The following is a 14,043-nucleotide window of genomic DNA, read 5'->3' as shown; positions in this document are numbered from 1 at the left end:
CTTATACACCCCCACGGATGTGCAGAGCGACATCGTTGCTGTAAAAATGGCTTAACCGCTGCATCTCTTCTGCCGTAAAGGATCGGACTTCGCGTGAAGCGAGATTGTCGGCTACCTGCGCTTCATTCTTAAATCCTGGAATGATGCAGCTGACGGCAGGATGATCCAGAATCCAGCGCATCGCTGCTCTTGCCATGTTCCCCCGGCCTTCGCTGATCCAATCCAGCTTACGGGCCAGCTCTACACCTTTGACAAAAGGCAGACCTGCAAAAGTCTCACCCACATTAAACTGCTCACCGTTGGCATTGAAGCTGCGGTGATCGTCAGGCTGGAAGGTGCTGTCCTCCTTGAACTTCCCTGTGAGCAGGCCGCTGGCAAGCGGCAGACGCACCAGGATTCCCGCACCTTGCGCTTCGGCACGCGGCAGCAGTTCCAGTGCGGGCTGCTGGCGGAACAGATTGAAGATAATCTGAAGCGCTTGCACGCCAGGATACTCGAGACATAGAAGTCCCTCTTCAATCGTTTCCACGCTGACTCCGTAATGGCGGATTTTCCCCTCGGCTTTTAATTGATCCAGAACGGCAAATACACTACCCTCACGCAAAATCTCAATTGGCGGACAATGAATCTGATACAGGTCAATCGCTTCACGCTGTAGGCGGCGCAGGCTTTGTTCCGCGTATTCACTTACTCTCCGTGCTGAATAATTCTCAGGATCATGAATGTCACCGGCACGGCAAAATTTCGTGGCAATTTGTATTTGATCTTCTTTGCCTTTGGTGGCTTTGGCAAGCAGCTCTTCGGCATGTCCGGAACCGTAGACATCAGCGGTGTCAAAGAAATTCACGCCTTGCTCAATAGCCAGCGCCAGCCCCTTCAATCCGTCCTCATCCCGGCTTGTTCCCCAGTCGCCGCCAATGGCCCAAGTGCCAAAGCTGACTTCGCTGATCGATAGTCCTGTATTTCCAAGCTTACGGTAATTCATATGAGATCCTCCCGGAATATTAGATTGTTAACGACACTTGCACAGCAAACCATCCATTTCTATTATGAACGGTCCGCTGTGCAAGACACAAGTAGCACCTTACTCCCTCACAAAAGAAAATACCGGGTATTGCTCAACAGGGGCAAACCCCAGTTTAGAAGCTAGTCTGTGAGAAGGGTGGTTGTCATGTGTAGTTTCCCAAAGCGGAACCATCCCTCTTGTCAGATAATAGTCGATTAAAGCAGTTGCACACATAAGACAGGTGATGATAAGCATCAGGCAAAACAGGATACTCAGAGAATTCGATCCGCAGGTTATTGGTTATATCCGGTTTTGCATCATTTTGTCTCCGATTAAATTGCTCAGGATGGAACACATACACTGACTCGAGATGTTTATCCACGTTCCATTTGTTCAATTTGTCCATTCCGCCCAGAAACAACTTCTCCCACTCCCTGGAATCGTCCGTATAAATTTCAAACCAGCTGCGGTTCTGAGCTTTGCAATCGGGAATTACCACATCCTGCAAAAACAGCTTCACTGCCTCTTTATTCTGCTCCGGGTTGATGTCGCCTGCGGCATACATCCATCTGCCGGTCGCCCACACTATTGCAAGGCTCGGCCTCTCCATTACATCTGCAAATACCCGCCCCGGATAACTCCCCCGCAGCACAGATAACGCCGGAATATGCTGCTTTTTCTGGTTAAACAAAGATTCGAGTATTTCATACTCTTCGTAGTTCAGCTCTTTCATTACAATTCTCCTGAAGTCCGACATGGAAACATAAACAGAAATACATTTTAGATTATACAAGCTCTATTGCGATTATAAAGGGGCAGTTATTAAATAATCCTTAAGTGGCTGGGAAAATATTAATTGCAAAACAAGCAACCCTCAACGCCAAATGGCCGTATTCGCTTTTTTAGCGGTACGGCCATTTTTTATAAAGATACTTTACTTTTGAGAAACACCTCTGTTTCATTGATCCGAAGTACGGCTTCGTGAACCTATGGCATCAGGGGATCTCGTCTAGATAAATTCTTTTTTGGCAAATTCATAAAAGGCAAGTGCATTCTCCCATCCCGGAAAACCGGCCTGTGCCATCTTATCACTGCCCCCGCCTTTACCCTGGAATTCTGCCAGGCTAGCTTTGAAGAAGGCTCCACAGGAATTTTCGGAGCTGCCGCTGTGGGCCAGCACCACTTTATTCTCCGCTGCTGAGAGCAGCAAGACCGGAAGCTCGGTTAGTGCAGTCAGCTTAAGGGCCAGGCTCTGCAAATCCTTGAAAGATCTTTGCTCGAAGATCTGTGAGATCACATGACTGTCCGGTTCCAGGGCTGACAACAGCTCCCGGGCGGTGAAGCTGTCATTCTGGTCCTTCAATGCCGTGAGCTCCAGCTGCTGGTCCTTATGCTCCTGCTCCCACTTCTCAATCCGGTCAATGATTTCATCCTTGCCCGTATTGTATTTGGCGGACAGTACGCTGAGAATTTGCAGACTCTCATTAAATTCTTCCAGTGCGCGGGTTCCGCATTTGAAAGTAATTCGGATATTGCCCTTCTGCTTCTCTGCTTTCAGCAGCTTGATCATGCCGATGGCTCCTGTAGAAGAGACATGCGTCCCTCCGCAGGCGTTATATTCTATACTATCAATTTCGACAATCCGGATGTTCTCCGTCACTTTGGGCTGCTTCACAAGAGGCAGACGTGCCAATTCTGCTTCATTAACGAAATAGCTTGTTATGCTGTGATTCAGGTATATGTGCCGGTTGACCTCCCGTTCTACAAGTGCCAGCTGAGCGGGAGCCAGCTCCGGCAGTTCAATGTCGATCGAGGCATATTCACTGCCAAGGTGAAAGCTTAATGTCATGGCCTGGCAGAGATCGAGGAATATGGCTGAGAGCAGGTGTTGGCCACTGTGCTGCTGCATATGGTCGAACCGCTTGTCCCAATCAATCCGGCAGCTGAGCTGGTTGTTTGCAGGCAAACGTTCTACCTTGTGCAGTACTTCATCGTCCTCCAGAATAACATCAAGGACTGGAAGTTCATCGATAAACCCCGTATCACAGGGCTGCCCTCCACCGTGAGGATAAAAGGCCGTTTCTTCCAAAGCTAAATACAAGCCATCTTCTTTCTCAACCACACGGCTGATTTTGGTTTGCCATTCCTTCAAATAGGCAGATTCGTAGTAAAGCTTATTAGTCATAACTATGTCCCACTCCATTTCCGTCTCCGGTTGTACCGAAAAACTGTCTCCGACATTTCTTCTTGTTAATGCATCGTATCCCAGATTTGCTTGCTGATCAAGATGACCGTCACCGCAATAAATAACGGACGGATATATGCGGCACCTTTGCGGATGGCAATTCTGGACCCGACAATGGCCCCGATCACCATCGGGATTCCCATAATCAGTCCGTAGGAATAACTGACCGAGCCTAACGCTACAAAGGTCAATAAGCTTGAAATATTGCTGGCGAAATTGAGCACTTTAGCATTTCCTGCCGCTGTCACGAACTCGAACCCCATCATCAGGAAGGCAAAGATCAGAAAGGAACCGGTTCCCGGACCAAAAAATCCGTCATAGAAGCCGATAAGCAGAGCGACTCCAATACCGATTAGACGTGATTTTTTGCTGCTGCCGGCGAATGTGGATACATCTCCCCAAGCTTTTTTGAACAACGTATAAATTGTGATCACAACCAGCATGACAATAACCAGCGGCTTCAGAAACTCCGAGGGCACCTGCCTGACTGTAAGTGAACCTGCCACTGCACCAATAATGGAAAAAGGAATAAGTACTTTAACCAGTTGAAAGTTGATCTTCCCCGAACGCATAAAAGAGGCGGTACTTGTGAAGGAGCACAACGTCCCGGCTAATTTATTGCTCCCGAGCAGTAAGGGTAATGGGATACCCGCAGACAGCAGTGCCGGAATTGCAATCAGCCCTCCGCCTCCAACTACAGAATCAATCAGTCCGGCCAGAAATCCGCAAATGACCAGAATAGCTATCATACTTAGGCTTGCATGCTCCATACTGCGCAAATCCTCCTGCTATGTATTTCAGAAACTTCCCTCCAAACAAATTCCAGCATACACAATTTTGGATGAGCGCACCATAGATTTATTTCCCTGCTAACTTCAGCTACCTAATGAGTCTACTGCTTATTTCCTTAGCTCCGCATACCTTTGTCAGCCTCAGATAAACTTCTTCTCTCCATCCGTATCCTTGAAAATACTCAATTTATCGAATAACGCTCCTTGATGATCGATTGCGCGAATTTCTAATTGTCGTGGAGTTACTGCTACTTGCAGAAAATGCGGCACTGCCAGCGATTGTGAAGTGAACCATTCCCGCTTGGGCAGCAGCCACTCTGGCATTGCACCGGCTTTCCCAGCTACGACATATAGGATCCCGTCCTTGAAATCCAGCTTGCCGGAGCGCAGCAGATAACTTCTTTCATACACAATCGTATGGGAACTGAGTACAAGATCCACACTATGCTGCTCCAGCAATGGACAAAGCGCCCGCAGTGCTTCAACCTGATACCCGCCGGAAACATAAGGAGAATAGTGAAAACTGGCAAGGATCTGTTACGGCTGCTTGTAGTTTCCTTGATAACCGCTATGTATTCGTTCCGCCCTCATCACTTCCACTCTGGATGTTGCAGGCTTAGAGGTTTCCCACATGAAGGTCATAGACTCTTCGGTCGGCCACTGCAAATAAGGCCCCTTTATCATAGTCAGCATAATTTACTCCTCTCTCATTGCTGGTTCCACCCATGTTCCGAAAACCACACTCCCTGCCTGTATTGGTCCAGCGCCTGACCGGCAACAGGCAGAAGATTAGCAGGCAGCCGGTCTAATGGAAACCAGCGAAGATCATCACATTTGTGGGGTTCAGCGTTGCTTATTTCACCTGACCACTGCTTGGCGATAAAGAAAAAATCAACCCGTTCGTCATGGGAAGTTTTAATATGCATTACTCCGGTCATTTCTAAATCCCCGGGAGCAATTACAGCGCCGCATTCTTCCTGAACCTCACGAATTGCGGCGGCCATTACCCCTTCACCACGTTCCAGACGTCCCGCAGGGAGCGCGTAATATCCATCATCATGTCCCGTATTGAAGCGCCTGAGAAGCAGCAGCTGCTGATTTCTAATCATAAAGACATGCACAACACTTAAGAGGCGGAATTCAGACATTCTGAGGTGCACCTTCTCTCTTTAGTTATATTATAGGAACGTACGTTTGTTAAAATCCATGTGAAAAATATAGCATAAATAATTCCACTTATCTACTTCATCTATAACTTAGCTGCGGCTTGGCAGTTGATAAGGGTGGTGTTCTATATAAGTTGAACTTTAGATTTAATGAGCCGGCATAGAACGCAACTGCGGTGAATGTTTGGACTTCCGGCCGCTGTTAGGTTTGGATTTCCTGAAATTAACCGGGAATCGCGGTAGAAATCCAAACCTAAAGGCGGACGCTTTCGCTCCTACAGTTCCAAAATTCCCCTCCGCTGCTTTAGCCTCTAGGTAGTTCTTTAGTTCAACTTTACCTAGAAACAAAAACTCCTTCACAGCAGCAGCCGTGAAGGAGTCTAGTATTCATCTATCGAAGCGAATGTTTATTTGGCAGCTTTGGCTGCGTTCAGAATAGCCGTTAAGTAACCCTTGGTATCCACCAGCGTAGCCCCGCTGACGGCATCCACCATTTCTTCTTTGCTCTTCTTAGTTAGCGTAGCTTCAAGCGATTTAATCGTCTTGCCGGTCGCAAATTTCTCAACAGCAGCTAAGTTTTTGTCATAAGCAACGGTGGATTTGGCTTCTTCCTTCATATGATCACTGTAATATTTGTTATTGGCCTTCTTGGAGGCCAGAACCATTGCAGGGTCTTTATAATTTTGTCCGAAATCGGCATCGGAGTTAGGGACTCCCTTGGCCACATCTGTGCTCAGGAATTGATAATCATCCAGCGAGGCAGCCACGATTACACCGTTTTGAACAACGGCAACAGCTACGGTGAAGCATTTTGTGCCATGTGCTGCCGCTTCTACCCGGCCTACCTTGAGCGGTGCACTGGCGGCTGATGATACATCATTCAGCACATTGCTATTGCCTACTCCTACAACTGCCAATGAAATACTGGCTACCAGCAATAACTTTGTTACCTTTTTCACAACCATTCCCCCAGTCATGTTATAAAAACGCTTACAATCTATATTTATCAATTTTTGTCCATCAAGTCAGTTACAAATGTTACTAATAAAATGTAATTACATGGAATGATGTGCGTCTTTTACCGAAGCCCTGAAGGCAGTAAGATTATGTATCATTTGCTATGATGGAGAGGTATGAATACCAGGAAAGGAGAATATTTTTCATCTATGGAAATTGAAAATCTAATTACAGCATTATCGAGAGAAGCGTTGAGGGGTTGGCTGCAGGAAAATGCTAAGACTGAAAAATAATGTTGGGTCGTCGTGAGTATGACGCCAAGCCCAATTACGTTACTATACTTGGACGCGGTCGAAGAATCTTTGTGTTTTGGCTGGATCGATGGAGTCAAACGCCTCGAAAAGTTGGGGTTAATGACTGATGAAGGAAGAAAGGTACTTCCTGATATGGACCACGATTCTTTTAAAATAGATAGGGTTATTGAGCAAAGGCTTAAAGAGGAAAGGCAAGTGTATGAGAATTTTTTGGCATTTCCAGCTCTTTATCAACGAGTACGGATCGACACGATACAATGCAATATTAAGCAACCCGAATTATTTAAGAGTAGATTAGACAAATTTATAACAAACACTAAAGAAAATAAAATGTACGGTCAATGGCATGATAATGGACGCCTTCTGGATTATTAGGATGCGCTAGATCAAATGGTGTATAAATGACAAAAAAAGCGGCAGAATATCTTCTGCCACTTTTCTTGGAGCTACTCAAGTGGAAGGATCACTTATACGTGTTTTGTTCATTTTTCTTATAAGTCGTCCTATCATCCCGGAGCGACTCTTTGCGGTTGTCGAGTTTTTTCTGCTCCCTTTGCTGGGCTTCCTGGCTGTTGACGGGTGCATTCTCCAGTTCTTCTACCGTATTGATCAGGTTTTTATCCGGCGTTGTTTCATGCGGCACTGTGTTGCCTCCTTTAAGTTGGATACTTATTAGTGTTCCAGCTTATTTTGGCATTTCCACAGCCAAATTATTCTTTCCAGCGCCTCCTAACAAAATAACCCCACATAAAGATTGCTGTCTCATATAAAAAAACGGCCAATGCAGATAAAATATCTGCTGGCCGTCTTCGGATGAAATCAGTGCTGCTATTCTTCGGAATCTACATTATGATATACCTGCTGTACATCATCCAGTTCTTCCAGAGCATCAATCAGCTTCTCAAATTGAGCCTCGGTATCTTCGGCAAGCGCGACATAATTCTGTGGAAGCATGGTTAGTTCTGCCACGGTGAAATCGGTTATGCCTGCATTGCGGAACACTTCCTGTACCGCATGGAACTGGTCAGGCGCGGCATATACAATGACAGCCTCGTCCTCTTCCAGTACATCGCGAACATCCAGGTCCGCTTCAATCAGCATTTCCATCACTTCATCGGCAGATTTACCTTCCAGACCGATAACGGCTGTTTGATCGAACATATACGTTACCGAACCACTGACACCCATGTTGCCGCCATTCTTACTGAACGCGGAACGCACCAGGGGAGCTGTACGGTTAACGTTATTCGTGAGCGCATCAATAATGATCATTGAACCGCTTGGTCCGAAGCCTTCATAACGAAGTTCAACATAATTCTCATCACCGCTGCCTTTAGCTTTTTCCAAAGCACGGTCGATAATGGCTTTCGGCACATTGTACGTTTTGGCGCGTTCCAGAACAACCTTCAACGCCCGGTTTGATTCCGGATCAGGTTCGCCCTTCTTCGCGGCTACATAAATTTCTACCCCAAACTTGGCGTAGACCTTACTTGTATTGGCATCCTTCGATGCTTTCTTTTCTTTAATATTATTCCATTTACGACCCATATAGTTTCCGCTCACTTTCCAACATTAATTATAAACAGTCGACTTCTATTATACCTCTGATCGAACGATCACGTAAAGGGCAGCCCATTTGCTAGGAAAAGTCTAACAAAGCCAGTATTTGTTCCGCTCCCAGCACCTGAATTAACACGGGAATCCGCGGTCCCTCCTGTTGATTGAGAGTGAATTGATAGATGAGTTTAAACAAACGTTTTTGATTGTTTTTCATTATTTTTTTGTCCTTATCGTGACAAATTGCGTAAATTTCCGTCATCAGCTCTTGTTCATCCATTCCTTCGCTTCGCAGTAAGCTGCAAAAATCTTTAATCCATTCCTGTTCGCCGGGCTCTAAAGTCTGATAATAGGCGATGTCAGGTTCAGTATTCACTGTAATCATACGCTGCGGAACCCATTGTCTGATCCAAAACTCCGCACGGTTTGCGGTTTGTTGCAGCAGTTCCTCGTCATGCCCTCCACCGTTACGTGCCATTATCTCCTTTAGCAGTTCGAAATCGAAGTCCACAAGCGGCAAAATACCGGAGACCTGACTGAAGCTTGGAGCCTTGGCCTCTGCAACATGGTTCATGGACAGCTCCAAAGCAGCTTTGATCTCTTCAGGGAGCGCTGGAGACGGGTAGGCTTCACGAAAACGCTCAAATTCGGCATAATTTCGGAGTACATCTTCATCCATCCCAATATGAAAAGCAGCATTCGGCTGATATTTCGCGAACAGAAACAATAGATTCTCCGGGGTATACACTTTCAGAAGATCCGCAGGCGTATAATGATTTCCCGACGAGCTGGACATTTTGGCGTGGCTGCCTTTGATGCTGATGAATTCGTAAGGCACGTAATAAGGCGGCTTATTCTCAAAGATTTGTGCGGAAATCACACTGGCTACGTTGAAGCTGCCTGTTTCAGAGGAATGATCGCGTCCACCGGGCTCGAATGCTACCCCTTCCATTCCCCAGCGCATCGGCCAGTCTATTTTCCAATGCAATTTGATTATAGCAGCCTCCGGAACAGAGACAGTGTTATGCTGACCACATGTGCATGTATAGGTTAGTGTTTCTGCCTGATCGTTAAAATCCACAACCGTAGTGCTGTCCTTTCCACATTGCTCACAATATACATGAACTGGATAAAAAGCGGCTCTGTCTTCTGCACTGGCTTCCCCTGTTTTAAATGACATGAGAATATCGTAAATCTCCCCTCTGCGGCGCAGCGCTTGAAGAATGGCCGGATTGTAGCGGCGCGACTGATACTCCCTGCTTTGATAGATAAACTCGGGTGTAATCCCAAATGCCATCAGCGCTTGTTCAAATTCTTGCTCGAAATGCTCCGCATAGGAGGAATGGCAGCCATAAGGACACGGAACCTTGGAATAGGGCAATCCAATATATCGTTCAAAGCCGGGATCTACATGATTAGGAACCTTCCGGAAGCGGTCGAAGTCATCCCATGAAAAAATAAACCTCACTTCCTTACCCGCTTTTTCGAGCGCTTTGCTTACAAAATAAGTCGTCGCGATCTCCCGGAAATTCCCGATATGTACCGAACCCGACGGGCTGATCCCCGAAGCACACACAAAGGCTTGCCGCTCAGGATGCATTTCAATTAACTGACTCGCTATTTTTTCTGCCCAATGCATAACCAATCACCTCTACTTTTTTAGTTGGGAAAAGCAAAAAAGCTCCCGTCCGCAAGATTGTCATCTTGAGGACGAGAGCTATAATTAGCGTCGTGGTACCACCTCTGTTTGCGAACAGGTTACCCTGCTCACCTCTTCGGGTACGGCCATTACGCTTATACCCTATCTCTGTAACGGGAGATCCCGTCATACCATCCTTGAGCAACCGGCTCAATTCCGTATGAAGCTCGGAGACTTTATTCGTTGGAATCATCGCTGCTCCATTTCACCAGGCTGGAGCTCTCTGTGAACAATACGTTCCAATTACTCTTCTCTTCATTGCTGTTGTTGATGTAAGTTATTGTAAGCCATAGTAACCCGGTTCATGTACATCTGTCAATAACATCCTTTTGATGAATGGGTATGTTACGATAGCTTCAAGGAGGCTGATGAGATGAAAGAGAGCTGGGAACGGACAGAGCAACCTGTTTCACTGGAGCTTAAGCAAATTAAGGAGATTGTCGAGCCTGTATTCTCCGGGAAACGAGTAACCTATGCTGAAGCAATGTCTACTGGATTTCGAAATTCCAACTATAAGATCACTGTGGAGGGAATGGCTGACCCCTTTGTGCTTCGCCTGTACAGTGAGGATGGTAGGATCGCTTACAAAGAGCTGGCCATTGCCGGACTTATAAGTCCGACTGTCCCTGTAGCGAATTTTATTCATGTTGATACAAGCTGCACCATTTTTAATCAGCCGTGGGCTGTGCAGGAATGGAAACAAGGAATTCACTTACGTGATGTATTAAAAACCGGAACAGCTCTGGATGTCGCATCAGCCGCAGCTTCAACCGGCAGAGTTCTAAACGGCATACATAATTACACATTCCCGGAGTTTGGTTTCTTCGGCAAAGACCTGCGGATCTCCGAGCCGTTCAATACTGATGCCGAAGGTTTTCTCGCCTTCGTTGAGGACAGCCTCTTCCATAAACCTTGCGGGAGCTGGCTTGGTGATAAGCTGACACAAGCAGTTTGGTCCTTCTGCCAGTCAAATCTTGTAGCTTTGAAGGAAAGCCGGAGCCATGCCAGACCCGTCCTCGTCCATTCTGATTTTAACGGATTGAACATTCTGATGCAGCGTGATGCTGCAGACTGCTCTGTGTCAGCTGTTCTGGATTGGGAGTTCGCTTTTTCCTGGAACAGATACGTTGATATTGGCAACATCCTGCGTTATGAAGCGGCTGATTCTGTCTTTGAGAAGCATTTTATTGCAGCCTATCTGGAGCACGGTACGGTTCTGGATAAGAACTGGCGGCTTCTCTCCAAGCTGGAGGATCTCATTGCCCTATGTGAACTGTTGAATCATTCTTCAAGAGAAACTCCCAACCGGATAAGGGATCTTCAGCAGTTGGTTGCGAACACTGTCCTACCCTTCCGCTGATGTGTTTTATCCTGAACAACCTTCCTACAGCATGAAGACAGATACCTAAAATGTGCTGATATCCCCTGTTATTTACCCATTTCAATCAACTGCAAGTGCCATATATATAAGTTGAATGAGGTAAACACCTACACTTAGGAGGGATATCATGTATAAGCCGATCCGCAAAAAAAATTTCAGAAGAAGACCTCTGGTCATAAAAATCCAAAAACATAAAAGAGTTGAACCGAAAAGAATAAGACCTCTGGATATCTGGAGCACAATCCGTCCATCGGCTTTTAGGGCAATCGGTGCCCCTAACAGCGTTGTCAGCATAACTAAAGCAGATCAGCTTACCAAAATTCCTTTTCCTGTGGTTCAATTCGATTTATGCGGTGAATATGATCCCATCCACTCCGTGTTTATTCCAAAAACTTCAGGCGTTTATTCCATCAGTTCATTGATTGCCGTCAATCCGATAAACCCTACTGTCAATTACGTCATTGCACTTGTGATCCTGGTGAATGGTATTCAATCTCCTAATACACCGGTAGACAACGATTTTTTCGGCACCAATGTAAACAGAAGCAACGCTACAAGTGTTTCTACGATCTTGAAACTGAACGGCGGCGATCGGGTTGAAATCTTTGCCACCACCACAACTCCAGGCTTTATAGATCAATTTTCAATTGTTGTCACCACTTCTTTCGAAGCTGCCAGATTCCCGTCTCCTTGCTGACTCGCGAATCTGCACTAAGAGACCGCTCCTAATTTCAGGAGCGGTCTCTTAGTGGGTAACTCGTATTCTGTTCAGATCCAGACTTCATTAGCGGTTTCAATAACCAGGCGCAGCTTATCCCACTGCTCTTCCTCAGTCAGCATATTGCCTTCCTCCGTGGAAGCAAATCCGCATTGCGGACTCAGACACAGCTGCTCAATATTCACATATTGGGCGGCTTCTTCAATTCGGAGCTTAAGCTGCTCTTTACTCTCAAGGCCTCCATGTTTGGTAGTCACCAGCCCCAGTACTACAAATTGATCACGGATAAACCGCAGCGGCGCGAAATCACCGGACCGTTCATTATCGTATTCAAGGAAAAAAGCATCGACCTCCGCCTGAGCAAACAGCACTTCGGCAATTGGCTCATATCCCCCTGCGGCGAACCAGGTGGAGCGGAAGTTGCCCCGGCATACATGCAGGGCAATCGACATATCCGCCGGACGTAGAGAGATACTCTCGTTAATCAGCCGCACATAGTCCTGCGCCAGCTGGTCCGGATCAATTCCCCGGCTGCGCAGATGCGCCCGGTGTTTGCCGCTGCAGAGCGTTCCCCAAGTCGTATCGTCCAGCTGCAGATAGCGGCAGCCTGCATCATAGAAAGCCTGAATCGCTGCCCGGTACACTGCTATAATATCTGCGTACAGCATTTCACGCTCCGGATAAATTCCATTCCCGTTATAATCCTGCACGAAATGAAACAAGGCAGGAGAAGGAATCGTCATTTTTACCGGCGTATCTCCGGCTAACTGCTGCGTCTTGATAAATTGTCCGATCATGGGATGATCCGTAAAGGCGATTTTACCGACAATCTTGAAGCTCTCCGCCCGCTGGGCAGTTTCTTTCGAGCCGCCGCCTTGGTTCAGGCTGATTTTCTGTGTGCCTTGGATTCCGAAGAAGAAATCAAGATGCCACCAGGAACGCCGGAACTCACCATCTGTGACCGCCTTAAGTCCCAGCGCCTTTTCCTGCTCCAGCAGCTTGGAAATCTCTTGATTCTCTATCTCATAAAGCTGCTCTGCCGTGATTTCACCCTGTTCAAACAGATTGCGGCCGGTCTTAATCTCATCTGTACGCAGGAAGCTGCCGACGATGTCGTAACGAAAGGGAGGAGCATTTCTTTTGGAGCCGATAACTGGACTGATCATACGTCCCTCCTGCTGTTATAGTAAGGATTGATTGAAGTCGAAATATTGTTCAGACACCAGATCATTCAGAATTTCAATGAACCCGGACATGATTTCGCTTGGCTTGCGGTCCTTGTGGGCAATCCAGCCAACCGTGAACACTTCATTGCTGTCAAAAGGAACCGTTACGAGCCCTTCGCCGTTCAGCTCAGAGGCCATAATACCCGTGCCTATCGTATAGGAATCACTCCCCAGCAACAAGTGGGTCAGCGTGGCCCGGTCTGTCACTTTAACATTTTTCTGAATCTGCGTGAAGCTCAGCATCTCTTCGGAAAAATGCAGCGAATTGTTATCCCCTTGCTCAAAGGTAATATAGGGATACGGAAGAATGTCGTCCTGTGTAACCCGTTCCTTAGCGGTCAGTGCGTGGCCCGTTCTGACATAAACATGCGGGTTCGTATTGAACAGCGGGGTGAATTTCAGGTTCCCGTCGCTGAACAGCTTATTCATCACTTTATAGTTACTCTCGTTGATATACAGAATACCGAGATCGCTACGCAATGTGCGGACATCTTCAATAATTTCATAAGTCTGCGTTTCTCTCAGGCTGAAATTATATTCCGCCACATTACGCTCGTTCATCAACCTGACAAACGCATCAACGACAAAAGCATAATGCTGGGTCGATACGGAAAAATAAATCGGGCTGCGTTTTTTGCCGGTATACCGGTTCTCCATAAACTCGGTTTGTTCAATGATCTGCCGGGCATAGCCCAGAAATTCCATCCCTTCAGCAGAGATGCTGATCCCTCTGTTGTTTCGTTCAAATATAGTAATTCCCAGTTCGCTCTCCAGTTCCTTAATGGCGTTGGAGAGACTGGGCTGCGACACAAAAAGCCTTTTGGCCGCTTCATTCATCGAGCCGCTGTTGGCAATTTCAATTGCGTAGCGGAGCTGCTGCAATGTCAACCCTGTTCCCCCTCCGGTCCTTAAGCGATAATTCAGCATCACAGAAGATATCGTAGCATAGAACCTTCTGACGTTCCACGTCTGTTCTGTCTAGG

15 protein-coding genes, 1 pseudogene and 1 other annotated feature are annotated in these 14,043 nt (G+C 46.8%); of the genes and pseudogenes, 3 read left to right on the top strand and 13 right to left on the bottom strand.

Features of this window, described 5'->3' with window-relative positions; all coding sequences use genetic code 11:
* Window position 1 precedes the first annotated feature (1 nt).
* From NSS79_RS16285 to NSS79_RS16250, 8 genes are all read right to left on the bottom strand, one after another.
* Window positions 2-985, bottom strand: coding sequence for an aldo/keto reductase (locus NSS79_RS16285; RefSeq protein ID WP_342440153.1), 984 nt, complete (start codon window positions 983-985; stop codon window positions 2-4).
* Window positions 986-1,169: 184 nt separating this feature from the next.
* A complete protein-coding gene (locus tag NSS79_RS16280) occupies window positions 1,170-1,739 on the bottom strand; it encodes a hypothetical protein (RefSeq protein WP_342440152.1) in 570 nt (189 codons plus the stop codon).
* Window positions 1,740-2,015: 276 nt separating this feature from the next.
* On the bottom strand, window positions 2,016-3,191 hold the full coding sequence (locus NSS79_RS16275; RefSeq protein WP_342440151.1) for a DHHA1 domain-containing protein: 1,176 nt from the start codon (window positions 3,189-3,191) through the stop codon (window positions 2,016-2,018).
* A gap of 65 nt (window positions 3,192-3,256) precedes the next feature.
* Window positions 3,257-4,021 carry a TSUP family transporter gene (locus NSS79_RS16270; RefSeq protein ID WP_342440150.1) on the bottom strand — a complete coding sequence of 255 codons (765 nt, stop codon included), beginning with the start codon at window positions 4,019-4,021 and terminating at the stop codon, window positions 3,257-3,259.
* Between the two features lie 162 nt (window positions 4,022-4,183).
* Window positions 4,184-4,483, bottom strand: a complete 300-nt coding sequence (locus tag NSS79_RS16265) for a hypothetical protein (RefSeq protein ID WP_342440149.1) — start codon at window positions 4,481-4,483, stop codon at window positions 4,184-4,186.
* 96 nt (window positions 4,484-4,579) lie between these two features.
* Complete coding sequence (locus tag NSS79_RS16260) at window positions 4,580-4,735, bottom strand: hypothetical protein (RefSeq protein ID WP_342440148.1); 156 nt, start codon at window positions 4,733-4,735, stop codon at window positions 4,580-4,582.
* Between the two features lie 14 nt (window positions 4,736-4,749).
* A complete protein-coding gene (locus NSS79_RS16255; RefSeq protein WP_342440147.1) occupies window positions 4,750-5,190 on the bottom strand; it encodes an NUDIX domain-containing protein in 441 nt (146 codons plus the stop codon).
* A gap of 425 nt (window positions 5,191-5,615) precedes the next feature.
* Window positions 5,616-6,167 (bottom strand): hypothetical protein, encoded by a 552-nt coding sequence (locus NSS79_RS16250; RefSeq protein ID WP_342440146.1) that lies wholly within the window; start codon window positions 6,165-6,167, stop codon window positions 5,616-5,618.
* A gap of 207 nt (window positions 6,168-6,374) precedes the next feature.
* On the opposite strand from NSS79_RS16250, the pseudogene NSS79_RS16245 reads away from it, so the two are divergent.
* A pseudogene (locus NSS79_RS16245) lies at window positions 6,375-6,854 on the top strand (YdeI/OmpD-associated family protein).
* 88 nt (window positions 6,855-6,942) lie between these two features.
* Here the strand turns inward: NSS79_RS16245 and NSS79_RS16240 are convergent.
* The 3 genes from NSS79_RS16240 to lysS all read right to left on the bottom strand — a co-directional run bounded on the left by NSS79_RS16240 (window position 6,943) and on the right by lysS (window position 9,675).
* The gene (locus NSS79_RS16240) at window positions 6,943-7,122 is read right to left on the bottom strand and encodes a hypothetical protein (RefSeq protein ID WP_038591548.1); all 180 of its coding nucleotides are present in this window, start codon (window positions 7,120-7,122) and stop codon (window positions 6,943-6,945) included.
* A gap of 185 nt (window positions 7,123-7,307) precedes the next feature.
* Window positions 7,308-8,027: a YebC/PmpR family DNA-binding transcriptional regulator gene (locus NSS79_RS16235; RefSeq protein ID WP_342440145.1), complete on the bottom strand. Its 720-nt coding sequence runs from the start codon at window positions 8,025-8,027 to the stop codon at window positions 7,308-7,310.
* A gap of 91 nt (window positions 8,028-8,118) precedes the next feature.
* Window positions 8,119-9,675, bottom strand: a complete 1,557-nt coding sequence (gene lysS / locus NSS79_RS16230; RefSeq protein ID WP_342440144.1) for a lysine--tRNA ligase — start codon at window positions 9,673-9,675, stop codon at window positions 8,119-8,121.
* Between the two features lie 64 nt (window positions 9,676-9,739).
* Window positions 9,740-10,003: a binding site (T-box leader), on the bottom strand.
* A gap of 105 nt (window positions 10,004-10,108) precedes the next feature.
* Here lysS and NSS79_RS16225 point away from each other — a divergent pair.
* A complete protein-coding gene (locus tag NSS79_RS16225; protein WP_342440143.1) occupies window positions 10,109-11,095 on the top strand; it encodes an aminoglycoside phosphotransferase family protein in 987 nt (328 codons plus the stop codon).
* A gap of 148 nt (window positions 11,096-11,243) precedes the next feature.
* The gene (locus NSS79_RS16220; protein ID WP_342440142.1) at window positions 11,244-11,813 is read left to right on the top strand and encodes an ABC transporter permease; all 570 of its coding nucleotides are present in this window, start codon (window positions 11,244-11,246) and stop codon (window positions 11,811-11,813) included.
* 71 nt (window positions 11,814-11,884) lie between these two features.
* Here the strand turns inward: NSS79_RS16220 and NSS79_RS16215 are convergent, their stop codons facing one another.
* Both NSS79_RS16215 and NSS79_RS16210 read right to left on the bottom strand, forming a co-directional pair.
* On the bottom strand, window positions 11,885-13,000 hold the full coding sequence (locus NSS79_RS16215) for a 5-methyltetrahydropteroyltriglutamate--homocysteine S-methyltransferase (protein ID WP_342440141.1): 1,116 nt from the start codon (window positions 12,998-13,000) through the stop codon (window positions 11,885-11,887).
* Between the two features lie 15 nt (window positions 13,001-13,015).
* A complete protein-coding gene (locus NSS79_RS16210) occupies window positions 13,016-13,948 on the bottom strand; it encodes a LysR family transcriptional regulator (RefSeq protein ID WP_342440140.1) in 933 nt (310 codons plus the stop codon).
* Window positions 13,949-14,043 lie beyond the last annotated feature (95 nt).

The sequence above is a fragment of the Paenibacillus sp. FSL L8-0436 genome, assembly GCF_038593025.1.
Classification (GTDB): domain Bacteria; phylum Bacillota; class Bacilli; order Paenibacillales; family Paenibacillaceae; genus Paenibacillus_AQ.
Note: the sequence above shows the minus strand (reverse complement) of the source record. Positions and strands in the feature narration are given on the sequence as shown.